24 protein-coding genes are annotated in these 23003 nt (G+C 59.0%); 13 read left to right on the top strand and 11 right to left on the bottom strand.

Annotation, left to right across the window (positions count from 1 at the left end; all coding sequences use genetic code 11):
* Positions 1-9: 9 nt before the first annotated feature.
* Both H4I99_RS06095 and H4I99_RS06100 read left to right on the top strand, forming a co-directional pair.
* Positions 10-831 (top strand): hypothetical protein, encoded by an 822-nt coding sequence (locus H4I99_RS06095; protein ID WP_163900100.1) that lies wholly within the window; start codon positions 10-12, stop codon positions 829-831.
* A gap of 117 nt (positions 832-948) precedes the next feature.
* Complete coding sequence (locus H4I99_RS06100) at positions 949-1881, top strand: ribose-phosphate pyrophosphokinase (protein WP_163900102.1); 933 nt, start codon at positions 949-951, stop codon at positions 1879-1881.
* A gap of 84 nt (positions 1882-1965) precedes the next feature.
* Here H4I99_RS06100 and H4I99_RS06105 read toward each other — a convergent pair whose 3' ends face one another.
* The 4 genes from H4I99_RS06105 to H4I99_RS06120 form a co-directional block, all read right to left on the bottom strand.
* Positions 1966-2352, bottom strand: a complete 387-nt coding sequence (locus tag H4I99_RS06105; RefSeq protein WP_194362043.1) for a DUF779 domain-containing protein — start codon at positions 2350-2352, stop codon at positions 1966-1968.
* Positions 2353-2560: 208 nt separating this feature from the next.
* Positions 2561-4075, bottom strand: coding sequence for an aldehyde dehydrogenase (gene adh, locus H4I99_RS06110; RefSeq protein ID WP_163900104.1), 1515 nt, complete (start codon positions 4073-4075; stop codon positions 2561-2563).
* Between the two features lie 158 nt (positions 4076-4233).
* Entirely contained in the window at positions 4234-5193 is a 960-nt protein-coding gene (locus H4I99_RS06115) for a helix-turn-helix domain-containing protein (RefSeq protein WP_163900106.1), read from the bottom strand.
* Between the two features lie 147 nt (positions 5194-5340).
* Positions 5341-7368 (bottom strand): putative bifunctional diguanylate cyclase/phosphodiesterase, encoded by a 2028-nt coding sequence (locus H4I99_RS06120; protein WP_163900108.1) that lies wholly within the window; start codon positions 7366-7368, stop codon positions 5341-5343.
* Between the two features lie 320 nt (positions 7369-7688).
* Between H4I99_RS06120 and H4I99_RS06125 the strand changes: the two genes are divergently transcribed.
* The 4 genes from H4I99_RS06125 to pth all read left to right on the top strand — a co-directional run bounded on the left by H4I99_RS06125 (position 7689) and on the right by pth (position 12450).
* Positions 7689-8288, top strand: coding sequence for a 50S ribosomal protein L25/general stress protein Ctc (locus tag H4I99_RS06125; RefSeq protein WP_163900110.1), 600 nt, complete (start codon positions 7689-7691; stop codon positions 8286-8288).
* A gap of 215 nt (positions 8289-8503) precedes the next feature.
* Complete coding sequence (locus H4I99_RS06130; RefSeq protein WP_163900112.1) at positions 8504-10879, top strand: EAL domain-containing protein; 2376 nt, start codon at positions 8504-8506, stop codon at positions 10877-10879.
* A gap of 30 nt (positions 10880-10909) precedes the next feature.
* Positions 10910-11653 carry a substrate-binding periplasmic protein gene (locus tag H4I99_RS06135; protein WP_163900113.1) on the top strand — a complete coding sequence of 248 codons (744 nt, stop codon included), beginning with the start codon at positions 10910-10912 and terminating at the stop codon, positions 11651-11653.
* A 68-nt stretch (positions 11654-11721) separates the two neighbouring features.
* Positions 11722-12450, top strand: coding sequence for an aminoacyl-tRNA hydrolase (gene pth / locus H4I99_RS06140; RefSeq protein WP_163900115.1), 729 nt, complete (start codon positions 11722-11724; stop codon positions 12448-12450).
* A 116-nt stretch (positions 12451-12566) separates the two neighbouring features.
* Here pth and aqpZ read toward each other — a convergent pair whose 3' ends face one another.
* Complete coding sequence (aqpZ, locus tag H4I99_RS06145) at positions 12567-13253, bottom strand: aquaporin Z (RefSeq protein ID WP_163900117.1); 687 nt, start codon at positions 13251-13253, stop codon at positions 12567-12569.
* 174 nt (positions 13254-13427) lie between these two features.
* Entirely contained in the window at positions 13428-13733 is a 306-nt protein-coding gene (gene clpS, locus H4I99_RS06150) for an ATP-dependent Clp protease adapter ClpS (RefSeq protein ID WP_163900119.1), read from the bottom strand.
* Between the two features lie 185 nt (positions 13734-13918).
* On the opposite strand from clpS, the gene ychF reads away from it, so the two are divergent.
* Complete coding sequence (gene ychF / locus H4I99_RS06155) at positions 13919-15022, top strand: redox-regulated ATPase YchF (RefSeq protein ID WP_163900121.1); 1104 nt, start codon at positions 13919-13921, stop codon at positions 15020-15022.
* A 41-nt stretch (positions 15023-15063) separates the two neighbouring features.
* Here the strand turns inward: ychF and H4I99_RS24670 are convergent, their stop codons facing one another.
* Entirely contained in the window at positions 15064-15192 is a 129-nt protein-coding gene (locus H4I99_RS24670; protein ID WP_280513860.1) for a hypothetical protein, read from the bottom strand.
* A gap of 126 nt (positions 15193-15318) precedes the next feature.
* Between H4I99_RS24670 and H4I99_RS06160 the strand changes: the two genes are divergently transcribed.
* From H4I99_RS06160 to H4I99_RS06185, 6 genes are all read left to right on the top strand, one after another.
* Positions 15319-16170: a glycosyltransferase family 32 protein gene (locus tag H4I99_RS06160; RefSeq protein WP_163900123.1), complete on the top strand. Its 852-nt coding sequence runs from the start codon at positions 15319-15321 to the stop codon at positions 16168-16170.
* A gap of 211 nt (positions 16171-16381) precedes the next feature.
* Positions 16382-16852 carry a MaoC family dehydratase gene (locus H4I99_RS06165; RefSeq protein ID WP_163900124.1) on the top strand — a complete coding sequence of 157 codons (471 nt, stop codon included), beginning with the start codon at positions 16382-16384 and terminating at the stop codon, positions 16850-16852.
* On the top strand, positions 16849-17316 hold the full coding sequence (locus H4I99_RS06170) for a MaoC family dehydratase (protein ID WP_163900126.1): 468 nt from the start codon (positions 16849-16851) through the stop codon (positions 17314-17316). The genes H4I99_RS06165 and H4I99_RS06170 overlap by 4 nt, the downstream gene beginning before the upstream one ends.
* A gap of 9 nt (positions 17317-17325) precedes the next feature.
* The gene (locus H4I99_RS06175) at positions 17326-17811 is read left to right on the top strand and encodes a glutathione peroxidase (RefSeq protein ID WP_163900128.1); all 486 of its coding nucleotides are present in this window, start codon (positions 17326-17328) and stop codon (positions 17809-17811) included.
* 1 nt (position 17812) lies between these two features.
* Positions 17813-18649, top strand: a complete 837-nt coding sequence (locus H4I99_RS06180; protein ID WP_244624926.1) for an AraC family transcriptional regulator — start codon at positions 17813-17815, stop codon at positions 18647-18649.
* 54 nt (positions 18650-18703) lie between these two features.
* A complete protein-coding gene (locus tag H4I99_RS06185) occupies positions 18704-19315 on the top strand; it encodes a LysE family translocator (RefSeq protein WP_163900130.1) in 612 nt (203 codons plus the stop codon).
* A gap of 27 nt (positions 19316-19342) precedes the next feature.
* Here the strand turns inward: H4I99_RS06185 and H4I99_RS06190 are convergent, their stop codons facing one another.
* The 4 genes from H4I99_RS06190 to petA form a co-directional block, all read right to left on the bottom strand.
* Positions 19343-19885, bottom strand: a complete 543-nt coding sequence (locus tag H4I99_RS06190; protein ID WP_099058465.1) for an adenine phosphoribosyltransferase — start codon at positions 19883-19885, stop codon at positions 19343-19345.
* A gap of 115 nt (positions 19886-20000) precedes the next feature.
* Positions 20001-20879 (bottom strand): cytochrome c1, encoded by an 879-nt coding sequence (locus H4I99_RS06195; protein ID WP_163900132.1) that lies wholly within the window; start codon positions 20877-20879, stop codon positions 20001-20003.
* Positions 20880-20902: 23 nt separating this feature from the next.
* Complete coding sequence (locus tag H4I99_RS06200; RefSeq protein WP_163900134.1) at positions 20903-22171, bottom strand: cytochrome b; 1269 nt, start codon at positions 22169-22171, stop codon at positions 20903-20905.
* Positions 22172-22186: 15 nt separating this feature from the next.
* On the bottom strand, positions 22187-22765 hold the full coding sequence (petA, locus tag H4I99_RS06205) for a ubiquinol-cytochrome c reductase iron-sulfur subunit (RefSeq protein WP_163900136.1): 579 nt from the start codon (positions 22763-22765) through the stop codon (positions 22187-22189).
* Positions 22766-23003: the final 238 nt, after the last annotated feature.

A 23003-nucleotide genomic window follows, 5' to 3' on the forward strand; every position in this document is an offset into this window, starting at 1 on the left:
TAGCGTAAGATGAAGCTTCCACGGAAGGCGATGACGGGAATGATGGCGGCCGCCATGCTGACGGCGTGCAGCACGTCGGAAGTCCTGACACCGCCGATGGAAGTGGGCGACGGCGGCCAGCCAGTTACCGACAGCAATCTCTCCCTCGCAAGCCAGTCCGGAGGCTCATACAGCTCATCGACGGCGTCCTATCCCGTCGAGAACAGCTCCATTTCGGCGAACAGCTATACGCCTGGCCCGCAGAATACGCTGGAAGCACAGGCAGCAGCCTTACAGTACGGCCACAACCCTGTTGCCTCCGCCCCGCTCTCGGGCGATGCCGGCAGCTACCCTCAGGCTCCATCCGCATCGTACCAACAGCCGCAACAGCCCCTGCAGCAGCAACCGATGCAGCAGCAATCCGTGGCCGCCCAGCAGCCCCAGTCTGCCGCCCCGGCCAATGTCGCGGCTCTTCCACCGGCAGCAGCCGGAACCATCCGTTTCCTGCCGATCATCGGCGCTCCCGTTCAGGCCGTCACTCCGCTGTCACGCCAGCTCGGCGCTGAGGCCCGCGCCCGAGGCCTCACCATCAAGCCATCCTCCGACCCAGCCAGCGAACATATCCTGAAAGGCTATTTCTCGGCCTTCGGCGATGGCGGCAACGTCACTATTGTCTATGTATGGGACGTTCTCGACGCGAGCGGCGGCCGACTTCACCGTATCCAGGGACAGGAGACCCTGAAGTCCGCCTCGAAGGATCCATGGGAAGCCGTCCCCGCTTCTTTGATGCAGCAGATCGCCACGAAAACCATCGCCGAATACGTGAATTGGCGCGACAGCCAGCGTAGTTGATGCAACGCGGTCACATAGTTTTCACGAAAAAGGTTCTCATTATCGTCAAGCCTCTTGCATTCGAGCTTGAGGGCGCTAAAAAGCGCCCATTCTCAGCAGGGCAATAGGCGGGCCAAAATGAAGGTATTCGCAGGTAACTCCAACCGGCAACTTGCCGAGGCAATCTGCAATTATCTCAACGTACCACTCGGGAAGGCCAGCGTAAGACGCTTTGCGGACCAGGAAATTTTCGTAGAGATTCAGGAGAACGTACGCGGCGAGGACGTTTTCGTCGTCCAGTCGACAGCTTTTCCGGCCAATGACCACCTGATGGAACTGCTGATCATGATCGATGCCTTCCGGCGTTCGTCGGCACGGCGCATCACGGCCGTCCTTCCCTACTTCGGCTACGCCCGTCAGGATCGCAAACCCGGCCCGCGCACACCGATTTCCGCAAAGCTCGTCGCCAACCTGATCACAGAAGCCGGTGCCGACCGCGTTCTGACGCTCGACCTTCATGCCGGCCAGATCCAGGGCTTCTTCGATATCCCGACCGACAATCTCTATGCCATTCCGATCCTCGCCCGCGACGTCAAGGAACACTACGACCTGAAGAACGTCATGGTCGTCTCCCCCGACGTCGGCGGTGTGGTACGCGCCCGTTCGCTGGCAAAGCGTCTCGACTGTCTGCTTGCTATCGTTGACAAGCGCCGCGACCGCCCCGGTGAATCCGAAGTCATGAACGTCATCGGCGACGTGACCGGCAAGGACTGTATCCTGATCGACGACATCGTCGACTCCGGGGGCACGCTCTGCAACGCCGCCGAAGCGCTCCTGAAGCACGGCGCAACCAGCGTTACGGCCTACATCACCCACGGCGTTCTATCCGGCGGCGCCGTTACGCGCGTCGCATCTTCGAAGCTGCGCGAGCTCGTCATCACAGACTCGATCCAGCCAACGACCGCGGTCCAATCGGCACACAACATCCGCGTCCTGACCACGGCAAACCTGCTCGGCGAAGCCATCAACCGCACGGCCGCAGAAGAGTCTGTTTCCAGCCTCTTCGACTGATCGTTTCGATACTTGTATTCAACGGAAAGCCCGCGCCTCGAATGAGACCGCGGGCTTTCTGCTTTTCGAAGATATTGCCGGCACTCAGGTCCTGATCGCAGGCACCGCACAGGCCTCCCCGCCGGAGAACAGTCGGGAGCGCGTCAGGAAACGCCGCTCGCGGCCATTGTCCAGCGAGAACATACCGCCTCGCCCGTCGACCACATCGATGATGAGCTGTGTGTGCTTCCACACTTCGAACTGGCTACCGCTGATATAGAACGGCACGCCGCCGATCTCTCCAAGCTTCACGTCGGTTTCACCGACACGATATTCACCCGCCGGATAACACATCGGCGAAGAACCATCGCAACACCCTCCCGACTGGTGGAAAAGAATGTCGGGATGGTCCGCCCTGATTTCATCGAGAAAGGCAAGCGCCGCCTCGGTAGCGAGAACCCGTGGCTCTGAATTGTCTGACTGATCGATCATCCGTTTTCTCCGCCATGGCACGGCGCGCAAGGTGGTGGAACGGCTTGCAACGACACGCGGCCAAACACTCTTTCGAAGCAGGGACGTAAGTCTTGGCGACCGCGCCGCGCTTCAAACAAGGAACCCTCCCCCCGGTTCGGGCGGGGAGAGGGTGAAAGAAGAACGAAGGTGGGAAGAGACCCGTTCTTCTTCGGGTAGGACGCCGATATCAGAAGAAACCAAGAGCCTTCGGGCTGTAGCTGACGAGCATGTTCTTGGTCTGCTGATAGTGATCGAGCATCATCTTGTGGGTCTCGCGGCCGATACCGGACTGCTTGTAGCCGCCGAAGGCCGCATGGGCCGGATAGGCGTGGTAGCAATTGGTCCAGACGCGGCCGGCCTGGATGTTGCGACCGAAGTGGTAGCAGGTGTTCGCATTGCGGCTCCACACGCCGGCACCGAGGCCGTATAGCGTGTCGTTGGCAATTTCGAGTGCTTCCGCCTCATCCTTGAAGGTGGTGACGGAAACAACCGGTCCGAAAATCTCCTCCTGGAAGATCCGCATCTTGTTGTTGCCTTCGAACACCGTCGGCTTGACGTAGTAACCACCTGCCAGATCGCCGGAAAGCTCGTTGCGGTAACCGCCGGTCAGCACCTTCGCGCCTTCCTGCTTGCCGATATCGATGTAGGACAGGATCTTCTGCAACTGTTCGCTGGAAGCCTGTGCGCCGATCATCGTCGACATGTCGAGCGGATTGCCCTGACGAACAGCCTCCACACGCCTGACGGCCTTTTCCATGAAGCGGTCGTAGATCTTCTCATGCACCAGCGCTCGGCTCGGGCATGTGCACACCTCGCCCTGATTGAGGGCGAACATGGCAAAGCCTTCCAGCGCCTTGTCGAGGAAGTCGTCGTCTTCCGCCATGACGTCGGCAAAGAAGATGTTCGGCGACTTGCCACCGAGTTCCAGCGTGACCGGGATCAGGTTCTGGCTGGCATACTGCATGATCAGGCGACCGGTCGAGGTTTCCCCGGTAAACGCGATCTTGGCAATCCGCGAGCTGGTCGCGAGCGGCTTGCCGGCTTCGAGACCGAAGCCGTTGACGATGTTGAGAACGCCCGGCGGCAGAAGGTCGCCGATCAGATCGGCCAGCACGAGGATCGAGGCAGGCGTCTGTTCCGCTGGTTTCAGCACCACGCAATTGCCGGCGGCGAGTGCCGGAGCGACCTTCCACGCAGCCATCAGGATCGGGAAGTTCCACGGAATGATCTGGCCGACGACTCCGAGCGGTTCATGGAAGTGATAAGCGACGGTGTCGTGGTCGATTTCGCCGATCGAGCCTTCCTGAGAGCGAACGCATGCAGCGAAATATCGGAAGTGGTCGATGGCGAGCGGAATGTCGGCTGCCATGGTTTCGCGAAGCGGCTTGCCGTTATCCCAGGTTTCGGCGCGCGCCAGCAGCTCGAGATTGGCTTCCATGCGGTCGGCGATGCGGTTGAGAATGTTGGAGCGTTCGGCGACCGAAGTGCGGCCCCACTTGTCCTTGGCGGCATGCGCAGCATCAAGCGCAAGGTTGATGTCGTGTTCGTCGGAGCGAGCGACTTCGCAAAGCTTGCCGCCGGTCACAGGCGTCGTGTTGTCGAAGTAGCGACCGTTCACCGGCTCGCACCACTCACCACCGATGAAGTTGCCGTATTTGAGCTTGAACGGCGTTTCCGCAATGGTCTGAACCTGAATGTTCATCTGTATTCCTCCCTGGTCAAAGGTCCCTCCTGGACCCGATGGGAGGATGATCGCGATGAAAGAGGACTTGCGAAAGTGGCGCCAGCCGATACCGCAGCGCACACTGTTTCACTTATGATACAGCGGTCGCTAACATGCGTACCGCTGTATCGGCCGCCTCACTGCAGGGAGAAGCGCTTCATCTTCCTGTGAAGGGTCGCGCGACTAATGCCCAACACCTGGGCCGCCTGTGAAACATTGCCGTTGGTGCGCGAAAGCGCGCGTCTCAGCGCCGCCCGTTCGGCATCGTCAAGATCGGAACTGGCCTCGCCCCTATCCTCGCTCAGTGCATCCGCCGCCGGAATGCCCTGCGCAATCATCTGGTCGTCCAGCCGGAGCGCGACGCGCGCGGCTTTCGTCGCGCCGAGAATGAGGTCGTCCTGGTCGACAGCAAGCAAGGCCGATACGGAAACGCCGGCGTTCGGCACCATCACGATCCGGGCGGCGGGAAACGCCATGCGAAAAAGACTCATTTCCACCCGCGTTGCAACATCGCGAACCGCCTGCGAAAGAATAGCCAGCGTCATGTCCGTCACATCCTGACGGCAGGTGGAGATGTCTAGAGCCGCCGTCACGCGTCCGAGATGATCGCGGATCGGCGCGGTCGCGCAGCTCAAAGCGGTATTCGAGCTCAGGAAATGCTGGTCGCCATGAATGACGACAGCCCGCTCGTCGGCTAGAGCGGTGCCGATACCGTTGGTGCCCACGCTCGCCTCGCTCCAGACATTCTGCTGCCAGAGGCCCAGACCGTGAAAATCCGCGTCGTCGCCCGCCGAACCGCGTCTGTCGAGCACGATGCCGTTCTTGTCGGACAATACAAGGCAGCACCCTGAGCGACCGACGGTCTGGTAGAGACGGTCAAACTCGTCGGCACAGACGTGAATAAGATGCTCCATCTTTTCGCGAGCCTCGCGAAAGACGATGTCGTCAACCTGAACAGGCTTGCGCCCTTCTTCGGGCTGCAACTGATGAAGGTTCAGGCAGCGTCTCCAAGATGCCGCGATAGGTGAACTCGCAGCCGCCGAATTTTGTGAGGCAGTTGCATAGACCAAGTCCGAATGACTCGTTTCCCTGCGCATGTGCTCCTCCCAAAGCGTTCCTTTATTGTGCCAGCGCGGAAGGAATCTTTCAATCAGCGAGTCATGAAACAAGGCACTACAGGATTTCACATTTCGAGATGTCGCAATATTGCGTCAGAATGGAGACGGATTGCACAAACCTGTCATTTACGCAGCCAAGTTGACAAGAGCTTCGATCGCCGCCTTTGGTTCGGGCTTGCCATAATAATAGCCCTGAACCTGATTGCAGCCTTCCGCTTTCAGGAAACGAAGATGCTCCTCACTCTCCACCCCTTCCGCAAGAACAGGAATGTCGAGGCTTTCTGCAAGAATGAGGGTCGAGCGGACGATCGCCGCGGACTGGCGGTTAGTAGCCACGCGATCGATGAAAGCCTTGTCGATTTTGATCTTGTCGAAAGGAAAGAGCTGCAGGGTGGAGAGCGACGAATATCCCGTGCCGTAGTCGTCCATGGCGATCTTCACACCAAGCGCCTTGAGCTGGCGGATGATATTAAGGGCATGCTTCTGGTCAGCGATAATGCCGGACTCGGTAATTTCGAGTTCGAGCCGGTCAGGCGACAGGCCGGTCTCGTCCAGCACCTTGAGAACCCGCGCCGGCAGGTTGCTGTTTGCAAGCTGTTGCGGCGCCACGTTGACGGCGATCGCGAATGGCTTGCGCCAGCGCACCGCCTCCCGGCAGGCTTCGCGCATTGCCCATTCACCAAGCTCTACGACAAAGCCGGTCTTCTCCGCGATTGGAATGAATTCGTTTGGCGAGATCCGTCCGCGAACAGGATGATTCCAGCGCATGAGAGCCTCGAAGCCGATGATCTCTCCGGAATGGGTGTCATTTTGCTGCTGATAGAAAAGCTCGAACTCTCCACGCTGCAGGCCGACGCGCATGTCCATCGCCAGTGCGTTTCGCTCCCGCGCAGCCTGGTCCATCGAGGTATCGTAGAAACAGACATTGTTGGAACCGGCCGCTTTTGCGCGATACATGGCGACATCCGCTTGGGCCATGACGTCGTCGACCGTCTCCCCGTTGTCGGGGAAGCTCGATATGCCGATACTGGTCCCGATCCCGAACACCTGGCCCTTCCACGCAATCGGCTGATTAACCTCACGAATGACCCGCTGCGCAAGCTGGGAGGCATCGTTGCGATTGAAATGACGGGAGGAGACGACCACGAACTCATCGCCCCCCATGCGAGCCAGAAACTCTCCATCCTTGAGCATCGCCGACATTCTCGCCGATATGGCTCGCAGCACATGGTCGCCTGCGGCATGGCCATGCACGTCGTTGATCTCCTTAAACCGGTCTAGATCGAACGACAGGACCGCGATGCGGGAGGAACGCTCGTCGGGGCGTTCGATCAGGCGGCCGATATGCTCCATGAACGCGGCTCGATTGGGCAGGCCCGTCAAGGCGTCATGCAGGGAAAGATGCCTGTAGCGTTCGACGGTCGCAAGCGTCGCTTGCTGGTCAATCGCATAGGTCGCTGCCCCCAGCGACAGGATGGCCAGTGTGATCGCAACCACGACGACCGAAAGCATGCCGTCGTGCAGCACGCCGGTCGGCATGCCCGCATCGGCATTTGGAACAACCGTCAGGCCGGTCATGCCGGTGAAATGCGTGGTCAGGATCGTCAGGATCAGAAAGGCTCCGCCACCATAGGTGCAGAAGCGGCTGAACGGCCTTGCCACACGATTGGCGGTCATTGCGCCAAAAACGGCGGCAAGTACCAAGGATGCGTAGACATAGCGAGGATCCCAGACCAGATCCGCCTGCATTTGATAGGCCGACATGCCAAGATAGTGCATTAGCGCGATGCCCAGGCCGACAACGGCGCCACCCGCCTCTACCAGCAGGCTGCGCTGCGAAATGGAGGCGATGGCAAAGCCGGCACCGGTGGTGGCTATAGCGCTAACCAAGGAAAGCAGCGTATAGACTGGCTCATAGCCGCTGATGACATCGGTGCGGTATCCCATCATCGCAACGAAATGGGTCGTCCAGATCGATGATCCGCCAATGATCGCACTCAGTGAAAGCCAGCTCAAACGCGCGACACCGCGATTGTTGCGGGCCCTAGCAAAAAGCCTGACAGTCAGGAGTGAGCCAAGTATACAGACGAACAGCGCCGCGACGAGCGACAGAAAGTCGTGCCCGACGCCGATGCAGGTGATGACATTGAGCATGAATTTCGGTCCGGAGAATCCGTTATTAAGGTCAGGCTCAATTATCATCCATCAATTTCCAAATGCTTGCCGGAAATGGTTAGCAAGCTGCTCATCTTTCGGACCCCGGGTGAGCCCGGGCTGAAATGTCGCAGAAATGATACAAAAGACCCCGAAACCCTTGCCTTGCCGGGCTGCCTGTATTATAGCGCCCCCGTCCGCGTAGACACCCTTGGAGGCAACGCGGATGAGGCGTTTTATCGACACCTCAGGTTTACCGCAGGCGACTTCTAAGGAAGCACCCGCGCGAACCTCTCCAAATAACCTCGAAAGGAATAGCCATGAGCCACGCAACTTACGAGCTCAAGGCCGAGGCGCGCGAACGGGTTGGTAAGGGGTCCTCCCGTGAACTTCGCCGCAACGGTTTGATTCCCGCTGTCATCTATGGTGACAAGCAGGCCCCCATCTCCATCGCGATCAACACCAACGAGGTGACGAAGCGCATCCACGCCGGCGGTTTCATGACCACCGTTGCTGTGATCGACGTCAACGGCGAGAAGATAAAGGTCCTCCCGAAGGACTATCAGCTTGATCCGGTTCGTGACTTCACGATGCACATCGACTTCCTGCGCGTTTCGGCAAACAGCCGCGTTACCGTTGAAGTTCCGGTTCACTTCGTCAACGAGGAACAGTCGGCCGTCAAGATCGGCGGCGTTCTGAACATCGTTCGTCACGAAGTCGAACTGCACTGCCCGGCCGACAACATCCCGGAATTCATCACGGTTGACCTCGCTGGCCACAAGATCGGCGACAGCCTGCACATTTCGCATGTCAAGCTCCCGGCTGGCGTTACCCCGGTCATCACCGACCGTGACTTCACCATCGCAACGATCGTTGCTCCGGCTGGTGGCGTCGACGAAGCTGCAGCTGAAGAAGCCTGATATTCGTCAGCAAGACCATCAATTCGATCCCGCCTCATCGAGGCGGGATTTTTTTGTCCGCAGTCCACCGCGACTTCGCTAAAGCACGATATTTCGATAGGCCGTTTTAGCGCTATTTAACAAATTCGTGAAACCGTTGCGAGAATAGGGGTAACAGGGGGCACAATCTTGACGTTCAGAATGTGCTGTCCGGCAACGGGCGGGGGTGGCGCCTTATGAACCGCTCGGTCGAAAGCCGATTCCTCGCGATTGTCGCGATCACAGTCTTTGTCCTCATCGTTCCACTCTTCGCCTTGTTCCTGACGCTCTCTTCTGAACAGGCCGGCAAGGAGTTGAAGGACCACGTCGAGGTGCTTCTGGCTACCAACGCTCAGGCGCTCGCCAAACCCATGTGGGATTTCGATCGCGAAAGCGTCGAGCAGATCACCGTTACCATCGTCTCTGCCAATGCCGTCAGCAAGGTGCAGGTCCGTGATGTCTCCGGCGGCATCAGCGTCTCCATGCCTCCTCTCCCTGTGTGGCCGAAAAACGGCGTGCGTTCGATGTCGCGCGATATCTTTTACCAAACGCTGGACGGGCCGAAACAGGTCGGTACGATCACAATCTACTTCGACCGGCTCGATGCCCTTTCTTCTCTCAGACGCGCGGATGGCATGCTGATCGGCATCTTCGTCATCGCTGTCGCCGGCATCATCGGCGCCGCCATTCTCGGCAACCGCGTCATGATTATCCAGCCGCTCCTGAAACTCACTGCAGCTATAGAGGCAACCCGCCAGCTGGGATCCCGCCATCACGTCGACTGGCAGTCGAACGACGAGATCGGCAGGCTCGCCAAGAGCTTCAACGTGATGCAGAGCCAGCTCGAGCAGGAAGAGAGCGAGCTGAAGCTGGCGCATCACCGCATCACCGACATCTATAACCTGACGCCTGCCATGCTTCTCTCGCTCGACGAGGACGACCGCATCACCGGCGTCAGTGATTACTGGCTTCTGGCAACCGGCTATCAGCGCGCCGGCGTCATCGGGCGTCGCTTCGCCGACTTCGTGCCCGATGACGTTCGCAGCCTCTATCTCGAACGCAAAGACAGCAAGGGCAAGGGCAACTACGTCGTGGAAATCACGACCAGGTTCATTCGCGCCGACGGCAATGTAATGGACGTCCTCATTGCCGAAGCGAACAAGGAAGGCCATGCCGACGAACTGGCGCTATCGCTCAGCGTCATGACGGACGTCACTGCGCTCAAGCAATCCGAGGCCCGCAACCTTCGCCAGGCCATCACCGATCATCTGACCGGACTGATGAACCGCCAGGGTTTCGAAAGCGCACTCGACATGGAAATCATGAAGACCGACGAACTCGGCGGCGAACTCGCCTGCATCTTCGTCGATCTCGATCGCTTCAAGTGGATCAACGACAATCTCGGCCATCACGCCGGCGATACCGTCCTGCGTCTTTTGGTAGAGCTGATGGGACCAATACTGCCCACCGGCGCCATCGCTGCCCGTCTCGGTGGTGACGAATTTGCGATATTGATCCACTCCGAAGTAGCCGAACGTGAGGCCTTGGACCTCAGCCGCACGCTATGTTCCATATTTGATGAACCACTTCTCATCCATGGAGCGACGGTGCGGCTCAGCGCCAGCATCGGCATCGCGCTTTATCCCCGCCACGCCCACAATGCTGCAGAACTGCTGCAGAAATCCGACATGGCGATGTACAGCAAGAAGCGCGACGGCAAGAACGGCGCCCTGCTCTACGATCCCCTCCTCCAGGACAACACGCGCCAGCGGGCGGAAATCGAGCGCGATATCGAGGCGGGCCTTGAAAACGACTGGCTGGACGCATTCTTCCAGCCGATCGTGGACCTCTCGACGGGCATCGTGAAAGGCTACGAGGCGCTCTTGCGCCTCGACCATCCCGAAAAGGGCATCATGGCGCCCGCGGAGATCATCCGCGTTGCGGAAGAGACCGGTGCGATCATCCGCGTCGGCAACCGCATGCTGGAAAAGGCGCTCTCCAATCTCGTCCAACTGACGAATGCAACCGGTAACGACAAGACCTATCTCGCCATCAACTTCTCGCCCCTGCAGTTCGAGCAGACCCTGCCGATCCGGTTTGCAGCGCTGACGTCCCGCCACGGCATTGCGGCGAACCGTATCGTCATCGAGATCACCGAAGCGACACTGCTGCACGACAACCCACAGATCCGCACCATACTTGATGAATTCGCCCGCTATGGCTGCCGTATCGCACTCGACGATTTCGGCACTGGCTATTCCTCGCTGAGCTACCTCAACAGCTTCCCCGTCGACATCGTGAAGATCGACCAGTCCTTCATCCGCTCGCTCGTCGCCGACGCGCCGGACCTGCGCCACAAAAGCCGTATGCTTGTCGAAGGCATCACCGCGATCTCCCACAAGATGGAATGCACCGTCGTCGCCGAAGGCATCGAAACGGAAGCCCAGCGCGATGTTCTGACCCAATTCGGCGTGGATTGCGGCCAGGGCTATTTCTTCGCCCGGCCGCAGCCCGTCCAGCATCTGGTCGATCTCGAAGACATTCACGAAACGGCGCGGAGTTCCGTCGCCTGAACCACGACCGTCAAGCAAGGGAATGCGCATATGAAAGTAACGGCATTTTTCCTGGCGATGGGCCTCGCGACGGCGGCCAGCGCCGAAACGATCCACTTCACCACCGAGGACTATCCACCCTACAATTACCGGCAGGGCAACGGATACAGCGGCGCGGGCTACAAACAGGTCGTCGAGCTGATGAAATATGTCGATGCCGATTACACCATGGAGCTTATGCCATGGGCGCGGGCTTTCGCTCTTGCCGAAACGGAAGGCAACACCTGCGTCTTTACGACGGCCCATATTCCGGAACGGAACGACCGTTTCAAATGGGTGGAACCGCTCGCCATCGATCGCAATTTCATGATTGCGCGCAAGGGATCAGGCGTACGAGTGACGAATGACGAGGAGGCAAAGCGCTACGTCGTCGGCACCCAACGCGACGACTACACGGAGGATCTTCTGGAACGGAACGGCTTTCCGAAAATCGATCTTGCGACCGACCTCAATCTCACCCTGAAAAAGCTCGTCGCAGGTCGCATCGACCTCATGCCGATTTCCGAGAAGTTCTATATGAAGCTCAAAAAAGAAGGGCACCCGGTCGAAGCCCAGTACATTTTCTCCAAACAGACGTTCTCAATCGCATGCAACATCAATTTCCCCGAACGACTTCACCTCAGCATGCAGGAAGGACTGAACAGGATCATGGCGGACGGGACGCAGGCCCGCCTTCTTCAGGAAGAAGGACTTGGCGGATTGGGAGAGACGACCGACGAGTTTCCAAAGCAATAAATCCGGGTTGACAAGTTTCGCGTTTGGCGGTGGTGAAGGCCCCTGAGACAGAAGAGGAAGCGCCGCTTATGATGATCATCGCGGGGCTCGGCAATCCCGGGTCAAAATATCAGGACAATCGCCATAACATCGGCTTCATGGCCGTCGATGCGCTTTATCGCCGCTACAGCTTCTCGCCGTGGTCGAAGAAGTTCAAGGCGGAGATTTCCGAAGGTGAGATCGCCGGCGAGAAGGTCCTGCTGATGAAGCCACAGACTTTCATGAACCTCTCGGGCGAAGCGGTCGGCGAAGCCATGCGCTTCTACAAGCTATCCCCTGCGAACATCGTCGCCATCCATGACGAGCTCGATCTGCCGCCCGGCAAGGTGCGGCTGAAGGCAGGCGGCGGCCATGGCGGTCACAACGGCCTCAAGTCGCTCGACGCTCATTGCGGCAAGGAATACCGCCGCCTTCGCCTCGGCATCGGCCATCCGGGAGACAAGGATCGCGTGCATGGCCATGTGCTCGGCGACTTCGCCAAGGCGGATCAGGCATGGCTCGATCCCCTGCTCGACGCCATCGCCGATAACGCCGATCTGCTAGTCAAGGGTGAAGACGGCAAGCTGCTCAACAAGCTCGCGCTCGCAACCGGCGGCAAGGCCGAGGAAGAAAAGCCCAAGGCTGCTCTCAAGGCCGCCCCGAAGCCAGCCGGCAAGTCACATATCCATCAGGCTCGCAACACCGCACAGCCGAAGCTGCCGGAAACGGGACCGATGGCGGAAATGCTGAAGCGGATGTTCGCCAAGAAGGGCGATTGAGGCACGTCGCGCAGGAGCGACCAAACTCGATATCGGCGACGATCACTTACACAAACGGTGCTTCGCGATTATCCGGATTGCTCCCGGCGAGCCAGTTACCCGTCGGGAGCATGTTCTCACTTCTCTTCGCCAAGCGCCCGCCACAGCAGGGCCCCGACCACAGCACCGACGATCGGCGCCAGCCAGAACAGCCAAAGCTGCTGCAAAGCCCAGCCGCCTGCAAAGAGCGCCTGCCCCGTCGAACGGGCCGGATTGACCGACGTATTGGTCACCGGGATGGAAATCAGGTGGATGAGCGTCAGAGCGAGACCGATCGCGATCGGCGCAAAACCTGCCGGCGCTTTGCCATGCGTGGAACCTAGGATGATGATAAGGAAGAAAGCCGTGAGCACGATCTCGATCAGCAGGGCCGATACCAGAGAATAGCCGCCCGGCGAATGCTCCCCATATCCATTGGAGGCAAAGCCGCCGAGATCGACGCCAGCCTTGCCCGTTGCAATGACGTACAGCACAGCCGCCGCCACGATGGCTCCAAGAACCTGGGACACGATATAGTGGGGAAGCTTGCCCGCTTCGAAACGGCCAGCGACGGCAAGCCCGACCGATACGGCGGGATTGAAATGTCCGCCGGAAATACCACCGACCGCATAAGCCATCGTCAACACGGTCAGGCCGAAGGCCAGCGCAACGCCGACAAAGCCGATACCGAGTTCGGGAAAGGCCGCAGCCAGTACGGCACTGCCGCACCCGCCGAACACCAACCAGAACGTTCCGAGAAATTCCGCTAAGAGTCTTGCTTTCATGTGTATCCCCCGCCTTGTGTCGTTCCTGTCGATCCGGAAAATCCCTTCGCGCGACTCGCTGAACGCAGATCGCCCTCAATAAACCTTAGATTAGAAAAACAATGAAATACAAGGCTAAGGTGTCCTCATGCGCCGGGACCGGAACCGTGGGTGATGACCACCTGCAAGCGACCGTCACTCCTCCGGCTCGGTCGTAAACATCAGCGGAAACCCCGCTTCCTTGGCGAGGTCGGTTGCCTCCTTCGCCTTGGTCTCGGCGATATCACGGGTACAGACGACCACCACCGCCGTCCCCATCTTGTGCGCCGTCAGCATCACCCGGTAGCCGGTCTCCTCGCTCATCCGGAAGACCGCTTTCAGCACCATGGTCACGAATTCCCGCGGCGTGTAGTCGTCATTGACGAGAATGACCTTATAGAGCCGCGGCCTCTCCAGCTTCGGCTTCGTCACCGTCTTCAGACCGGTATCGTTTTGCGGCATGGGGGATCTCCTGTCGCGGCTCGGCATCTCATGCGCATGATACCCAAGCTTATCACGGATAGGCAACGACGCTCGGTGTTCCGCACGCCGGAAAGGCATACGGGCACCTCAAGACCTTGACCACATCACTCCTTTATCCCATAGGCGTGGGCAACGAAATTTCCAAGCGAAACAGGTATCCGGCCATGGGCTTCAAATGCGGTATCGTCGGCCTGCCGAATGTCGGCAAGTCTACCCTCTTCAACGCGCTCACCAAGACGGCTGCTGCTCAGGCTGCCAACTACCCCTTCTGCACCATCGAACCGAACACCGGTGAAGTCGCCGTTCCGGATCCGCGCATGCAGCAGCTCGCAGCCGTCGCCGGCTCGAAGGAAATCATCCCGACGCGCATCTCCTTCGTCGATATCGCAGGCCTCGTGCGCGGCGCATCCAAGGGCGAAGGCCTCGGCAACAAGTTCCTTGCCAACATTCGCGAAGTCGATGCCGTGGTCCACGTACTGCGCTGCTTCGAGGATGACGACATCACCCACGTCGAGGGCAAGATCAATCCGGTCGGCGACGCCGACACCATCGAGACCGAGTTGATGCTCGCCGACCTCGAAAGCCTCGAACGCCGCGTCGAGCAGACCCGCAAACGGGCGGCCTCCAAGGACAAGGATTCTTTGGCGCAGCTTCCCGTCATGGAAGCCGTCATCAAGCTCCTGAACGAAGGCAAGCCGGCGCGCCTGCTGCTGAAGACTCTTGCTGCCGACGAGATCGAGGTGCTGAAGGGCCTGAACCTCCTGACCTCGCACCCGGTTCTCTACGTCTGCAATGTCGCTGAAGGCGATGCCGTGGACGGCAATGCCCATACGAAGGCAGTCGCCGAGATGGCCAGGGCGCAGGGCGCGGAATGCGTCATCATCTCTGCTGCCATCGAGGCGGAAGTCGCCCAGTTGCCGGAAGAGGAAGCCAGGGAATTCCTGTCAGCCCTCGGCCTTGAGGAAGCAGGCCTCGACCGCCTGATCCGCGCCGGCTACCACCTGCTCGACCTCATTACCTATTTCACAGTCGGCCCTAAGGAATGCCGCGCCTGGACCATCGTCCGCGGCACCAAGGCTCCGCAGGCCGCCGGCGTCATCCACACGGATTTCGAGCGCGGTTTCATCCGTGCCTTCACCATCTCCTATGACGACTACATCGCCTACAAGGGCGAAGTCGGCGCCAAGGAAGCCGGCAAGGGCCGCGACGAAGGCAAGGAATACGTCGTCCATGACGGCGACGTGATCCACTTCCGCTTCAACACCTGATCGGGGGAATTCCCCATCCAGACGATATGGCTGCCGCCCTCCTAACGGAGTGGCGGCAGTTTCGTTTTCAGCGGTTCCGGCAGCAGGATGAAGATCGCCTTGTTTGAGGCGAGATTGGCGATCGAGAAGATGTTGCAGATCGCATATTCGAAAAGCAATTTCTCACCCAACTCAAGAGAGCATTCCTGAACATAAAGAGGGGACAATCGATCCTGAATCGGCAAGTAAATCCAAACCTTGATTGCAAGAGAAACTCAGTTGTGAGATTGGATCATGCAATCAAAAGAGGAATATTCGTGCTTCATAAAATAAAGGGAAGCTGCTTCCGCGCCATTGCAGGAAAAGATTCCATACCGCTAGCTAAATTTTGTGACCTGCCGATCGCGCCGATTGGAATTCAAGGCGAGATAACAACTCATATGCTTTGGGTCGACGGAGAACTAACCAAGCTCGAACGACTTTCGTGCTCCAGTTTTGTCAAAAACGGCTATCGCGTTCGGCTTTGGACTTACGGAGATATGCGCGACGTGCCCCCAGGCGTCGAACTCTGCGATGCTCGGGAAATCCTGCCCGACAACCGCATCTTTCGATATTATAATGGTAGTTATGCCGGCTTCTCGAATCTCTTTCGCTACAAGGTTCTCTGCATGAAGGGCGGCTTGTGGGCGGATCTCGATGTTGTCTGCATGCTGCCCGCAAGCGAATTACAAGCCAAAGCGATTGATGGGCTGATAGTGACCGAACACAAAATGGATGGTCTTCAACATCGAGTGAATAACAACTTGATCTATCTCCCAAAGCCCAAATCCGGAGACATGATCGATCTCGCCTTGGCGATTTCTGAACGATACGAAACGCAGAAACTTCGGTGGGGCGATTGCGGTCCGCGGTTACTGACCATGCTGGCGCGAAACTACCCAGCGGTCATACCAACGCTGATGGAGCCAAATTTTGCTAACCCTCTCTCACCGGCAGCATGCCCACGAAAGCTTTTCAAGACAGCAACACAGCTGCCTAAAAGTGCAGGCTTTCTGCATTGTTATAACGAACGATGGCGCAAGAAGGGCATCGACAAGAACAGCCCTTGGCCGGAGAGCTCTCTTCTGGGGCGACTGGCAAAACGTTACTTACCAGAACGGATCTACTAGCGTTTCAATAAAGACGAACTTGATAGCGCCCTCGCTAATCCCTCCCACTCGGCCCTTGCTCTCTCACGTTTCTCTCGCGTCACCGGCAGGCGGCGCGAGCCGCAACCGAACCGTATATATCAATCGGGCGAGATCAGGTGCCTCGTTCCACCCCTTGAATTCTCTCCTGCGGCCAGACATTGTACATCGATGAACAACAGGAAAATGCCGCATGAACAGCCCACAACTCTATTTCGAGGACTTTGAGCCCGGCCGCTTCTTCCAACTCGGGCCAAAGACTGTCGAAGCTGCCGAGATCATTGAATTCGCAACCGAATTCGATCCGCAGCCGATGCATCTGTCGGAAGAGGCCGGAAGGGCCAGCATTCTCGGCGGCCTCTCGGCATCCGGCTGGCACACCAGCAGCATGTTCATGCGCATGATGATCGATTCCTATCTGCTGGCCTCGGCATCCGAAGGCGCTCCGGGCATCGATTCCATGGAGTGGAAGAAGCCGGTGCTTGCCGGTGATACGCTGAAGGGAGGCTCGACCGTAGAGGCGGCCCGCCCGATGCGTTCCCGGCCACATATCGGCATCGTCGCCTTCCGACACGAACTGCAAAACCAGCGCGGCGAGACGGTGCTGCTTTCACGCAACTCCATCATGTTCCGGCTGCGCACCGCGAAGGAAGACGTCGCATGAAGATGATCGAGCTTTACCCACCGGGCGAAAGGATCGCGACCGGCTCGAAGACCTTTACCGCCGCATCCATCATCCGCTTTGCCGAAAAATTCGACCCGCAACCCTTTCACACGGATGCGGAAGCGGCAAAGGATTATGTCTTTGGCGCGCTTTGCGCTTCCGGCTGGCACACCTGCGCGGAATGGATGCGCTGCTTTGTCGACTTCCGGAAAGACGAATTCGACCGGCTGCGCGCAGCAGGCGAAACACCGCCGAAGCTCGGCCCATCCCCCGGCTTCGAGGCCCTACAATGGCTGAAACCGGTCTATGCCGGTGACACGATCAGCTACAGCCTAACAAGCGTCGAGAGCCGCCCGCTCGTCTCCCGTCCCGGCCTCATTCTCAACATGGGAACGGGCGAAGGTTTCAACCAGAACGGCGAACCTGTGCTACGCTTCAGGTCCAAGATCCTCGAGTTCGAATAGGAGGCAGACATGCCCACCAATTTCCATGATTTCCATGCGATTGACATCAAGGGCAAGGAACGCTCCATGGGCGAGTTCGCCGGCAAGGTCGTGCTGGTGGTCAACACCGCAAGCGCCTGCGGCCTCACGCCCCAATATGCCGGTCTTCAGAAGCTGCAGGAGACTTTCCCCGACGACCTCGTCGTCCTCGGCTTCCCCTGCAACCAGTTCGGCGCGCAGGAACCCGACAGCGAGGAACAGATCGCAACCTTCTGCGACCTCAACTTCCACGTCACCTTCCCGATGTTTTCCAAGATCGATGTCAACGGCGACGATACCCATCCGATCTTCCAGTATCTCAAGACGGCGGAGCCCGGCATCCTCGGTTCCGAGCCGATCAAGTGGAACTTCACCAAGTTTCTCATCGGCCGCGACGGCGACCCGTTGAAGCGCTTTGCGCCGACAACCACGCCGGAAGAAATCGAAGGTGACATCCGTAAGGCGATCGCGGCGTGACATGACCGCGGTGGCCAGCGATTTCCGGATGTTCCCGACCGGTCGGCCCGGCCTCCTGGCCGTGGCCGCCTCCAGCGATCACGCCTTCCCGCGCCATACCCATGACGAATACGGCATCGGACTGTTCATCTCCGGCGGGCAGATGTCCGCCTCCGGTCGCGGACAAATCACCGCCAGCGCCGGCGACATCATCACGGTCAATCCCGGCGAGGTTCACGATGGGGTGCCGACGCGCGGCGAAAGCCGGTCATGGCTGATGCTTTACCTGGACCCCGCACTGCTCGCCGATATCAACTCCGACCTGGAGGGCACTCAAGACGCCGACTTCGAGTTCGAGCGGCCGGCATTCAGTGACCCGAGAGCCGCCCTCTCCTTCACGTCGGCATTCGCCGCAGCAAGCGGTGAAAGAGACAACAAGGGGCTGGCTCTCGATCAGGCCCTTGCGGCGCTCTTTGTACCTCTATCTTCGGTGAAACCTTTCGCGAAAAAGGCTCAGACCGGACGCGACCTGCTCCGGGCAAGGACCATGATCGATGACGATCCCGCGCGTAATCTCTCGCTGCAGGATCTGGCGACAGAGGCTGGCCTCAGCCGGTTCCAGACGCTTCGTGCTTTTCAGGCCCTCACCGGCCTTACCCCGCACGCCTACCTCATGCAGCGTCGAATGAGCCTTGCCAGACGCCGGATTTCTCAAGGGATGAGCCTTGCCGATGTCGCCGCGGAAGCAGGCTATGCCGACCAGAGCCACATGACCCGTGAATTCAGGCGGCGCTACGGCTTGACGCCGGCCGCCTACCGACAGGCGGTCACGGCCTGCAATTCCATTCAAGACGCCTGACGACCGCGACAGCTAGCCTCCGACCCGATTTCTTCTCTCCGGATCGGACACCGCATGTATCTCGAATTCATCCTCACATCGCTGATCGTCATCGCAACGCCCGGCACTGGCGCGCTCTATACCGTCGTCATGGGGCTCTCGCACGGCAAGGCTACATCGCTGGTGGCAGCCGGGGGCTGCACGCTCGGCATCGTCCCCCATATGATCGCCGCGATCCTCGGCCTTGCCGCCGTTCTCGTCACCAACGATACGGCGTTCCAGATCGTCAAGCTCGCCGGCGCAGGCTACCTGCTCTACATGGCGATCAGCATCTGGCGAGATGCCTCGCTCTTTTCCCCCGAACGCGACCGGCAGCAACGCTCGGCGGTCGGTATCATCCGCCACGCAGTGCTGATCAATCTCTTCAATCCGAAGCTGTCGATCTTCTTTTTTGCACTACTGCCGCAATTCGTCACCGCGCAAGACGAACACGCCGTCCTACGCATGACCGAATACAGCCTTGCCTTCATGGTGATGACGTTTGTCGTTTTCGCGCTTTACGGCCTGTTCGCCGCCACTGCCCGCGACAAGGTTCTGTCCCGGCCCAAGCTGATGCTGTGGATCAGGAAGAGTTTTGCAGCCGCCTTCGTGACTCTAGGGCTGAAACTGGCTCTGGCGGAGCGCTGACACGCGCTCCGCATCGTAGTCACGACTTCAGTGGCCGGAGAATTCCACCAACGTACGGACCTCGACGCCGAGGTCTTCGAGCTTCTTGCGACCGCCGAGATCCGGCAGATCGATGACGAAGCAGGCGGAAATGACATCTGCCCCGATCTTGCGCAGAAGCTGTACTGCACCGACAGCCGTGCCGCCGGTGGCGATGAGGTCATCGACCAGAATGACCTTCTGTCCCGGCTCGACCGCGTCGATGTGCATTTCCATTTCATCGACGCCGTATTCGAGGCTGTAGGCAACGCTGACGGTCTCGTGCGGCAGCTTGCCCTTCTTACGGATCGGCACGAAGCCGGCAGAAAGCTGGTGTGCGACGGCACCGCCCAGAATGAAGCCACGAGCTTCCATACCGGCGATCTTGTCGATCTTGAGCCCGGCATAGGGCTGCACCAGCTCATCGACTGCACGGCGGAAGGCACGCGGATTGCCGAGAAGCGTGGTGATGTCACGGAAGATGATGCCGGGCTTGGGATAGTCCGGAATGGAGCGGATCGAAGACGCCAGCTCCAACGCAAAATTGCTCATTGTCAGTCTCTGGAAGGGTTGGGAAGATTACGCCGGAGATTAACAAGTCCGGCAGCGGTAACCAACAAAAAAGGCGGCCGGAGCCGCCTTTTCCATTTGTCATATGAGGAAAGGCTTAATGCGCTTCCTTGTTTGCGTAGACAGACTTCTTCGTCAGATAGATCAGAGCCGAGAAAATCACCAGGAACACCATGACCATGAAGCCGGTCCGCTTGCGCTCCTCAAGGTGGGGCTCGGCAGCCCACATCAGGAAAGCGGAAACGTCATGAGCATACTGGTCGAGCGTCTCTGGAGAGCCGTCGTCATAGGTCACCTGACCGTCGGAGATCGGGGGAGCCATTGCAAGTGCGGCAGCGCCGGAGAAGTAGGGGTTGAAGTGCGTGCCTTCGGCAACCGTCACACCTTCCGGCGGCTCCTGATAACCTGTCAGGAGCGAGTAGATATAGTCCGGGCCACCTTCCTGATACTGCGTGAAGATATCGAAGATGAAGGTCGGGAAGCCGCGTTCGACGCCGCGCGCCTTGGCGAGCAGCGACATGTCCGGCGGAGCCGCACCGTTGTTGGCAGCAGCGGCGGCCTCGTCGTTCGGGAATGGTGACGGGAAGTGGTCGGAAGGCACAGCCTTGCGGGTGTACATTTCGCCGTCGGCATTCGGGCCGTCCTGCACTTCGTATTCCGAAGCGAAGGCCTTTACCTGCTCTTCCGAGTAACCGAGGTCTTCCAGTGTGCGGAAGGACACCAGCTTCATCGAGTGACAGGCCGAGCAGACTTCCTTGTAGACCTTGAGGCCGCGCTGAAGCTGGCCCTTGTCATACTTGCCGAACGGGCCGGCGAAAGACCATTCCTGGTTCCGCGGTTTCAGGATCGGGTAGTGGCCGGCTTCGGCAGCGTGGTGAGCAGCCTCGGCAAGGCCACCCTCTTCGGCAGCGGCGGCGGAACCGGCGCTGAAGCCGAGAGCGGCGATCAGCGCGATGCTTGTAACAAGCTTCTTCATGTTGATGATCCTCTCTCGCGCGCTCAGGCCTGGGTTGCGGCAGACTTGCCGCTCTTCTCGAGAACCGCCTCGGTAATCGAGTTCGGAACACGTCGAGGCGTTTCGAACAGGCCGAGCAACGGCATGATCACGAGGAAGAAGCCGAAGTAGTAGAGGGTGCCAAACTGGGCCATCAGCGTGTAGAGGTCGGTCGGCGTACGCGAACCGAGCCAGCCGAGCAGGATGCAGTCGGCAACGAAGAGCCAGAAGAACAGCTTGTACCACGGGCGGTAGACGGCCGAACGGACCTTCGAGGTATCGAGCCAGGGCAGGAAGAACAGCACGATGATCGCGCCGAACATGACGAGAACGCCGCCCAGCTTGGAGTCGATGAACCAGATGTTGAAGGTGATGGCGCGCAGCATTGCGTAGAACGGCAGGAAGTACCATTCCGGAACGATGTGAGCCGGGGTCTTCAGCGGGTTGCCCATGATGTAGTTGTCAGGATGACCCAGGAAGTTCGGCATATAGAAGATGAACCAGGCATAGGCGATCAGGAAGATCGAAACGCCAAAGGCATCCTTGAGCGTCGCATAAGGCGTGAACGGAACGGTATCCGTCTTCGACTTGACCTCGACGCCGGTCGGGTTGGTCTGGCCGGTAACGTGCAGCGCCCAGACGTGCAAGACGACGACGCCCGCGATCATGAAGGGCAGCAGGTAGTGCAGCGAGAAGAAGCGGTTCAGCGTGGGCTGATCGACGGCGAAACCGCCAAGCAGGAACTGCTGGATCCATTCGCCGACCCACGGGAAAGCCGTGAAGAAGCCGGTGATAACCGTCGCGCCCCAGAAGGACATCTGACCCCATGGCAGAACGTAGCCCATGAAGCCGGTCGCCATCATCAGCAGGAAGATGACCACGCCGAGGATCCAGAGGATTTCGCGCGGAGCCTTGTAGGAGCCGTAGTAGAGACCACGTGCAATATGCAGGTAGACGGCGACGAAGAAGAACGAGGCACCGTTGGCGTGCATGTAGCGCAAGAGCCAGCCATGGTTCACGTCGCGCATGATCTTTTCGACGGAAACGAAGGCGACGGTCGTGTCGGCGGCATAGTGCATGGCGAGCACGACGCCGCTCAGGATCTGGACGATCAGCATGACCGACAGCATGGCGCCGAAGGTGTAGGCATAGTTCAGGTTTCGGGGAACGGGGTAAGCGACAAAGCTGTCATAGATCATACGCGGCAGCGGCAGCCGCGCGTCAATCCACTTCTCGAGGCCGGTAGCCGGCTGGTAGCTAGAGTGACCACTCATATTTCATTATCCCCCTCAGCCGATCTTGATCACAGTATCGGAAACGAATGCGAAATTCGGAATATGCAGGTTTTCCGGCGCCGGACCTTTACGGATTCGGCCAGCCGTATCGTAGACCGAACCATGGCAGGGACAGAACCAACCGTTGTATTCGCCGGACTGGCCGAGCGGAACGCAGCCGAGATGCGTGCAGGAACCGATCATGACGATCCAGTTTTCCTTGCCTTCGCCAGCGGAACGGGCCAGGTCGGTCGCCTGTTCGGCGGCATCGACATTGGCGTTGCGTGCGACCGGGTCCTTGAGCTCCGCAAGCGGAACGGCCTTGGCGTCTTCAACTTCCTTGTCCGTGCGATTACGGATGAACACGGGCTTGCCACGCCACTTGACCGTGAGCGACATGCCCGGTTCGAGTGCCGAAACATCGACTTCGATCGAAGCGAGAGCGAGCGTCGATGCATCCGGCCGCATCTGGTCGATGAAGGGCCATACGGCAGCAACGGCACCAACGGCACCCGCCATGCCTGTGGTCAGATAAAGGAAGTCACGGCGAGTGGGCTCGCCCAAGGTCTCGGTATTAATTTCGTTTTCGCTCACGGTTAAACCATCCTCTCGCAAAATCCTGCGACAAACCGCATTTCCCCCAAGGCGCAGCCTCTGTGTCATCGACACGAATATGCCACAGATTCCCCGCCAATTTGGCGGGTTCTAAGCTTCATACCGAATTATGTCCATACTTCACAGGGGAGGAGGGCACAATGTCGCGGTTAAAATCGCAGCGTATTTCCCTGATGTAACGAACCGGCCTACTCATGTTGCAATGCACCTTGAATTG

Source organism: Paenirhizobium daejeonense (assembly GCF_014280875.1).
Taxonomy (GTDB): Bacteria; Pseudomonadota; Alphaproteobacteria; order Rhizobiales; family Rhizobiaceae; genus Allorhizobium; species Allorhizobium daejeonense.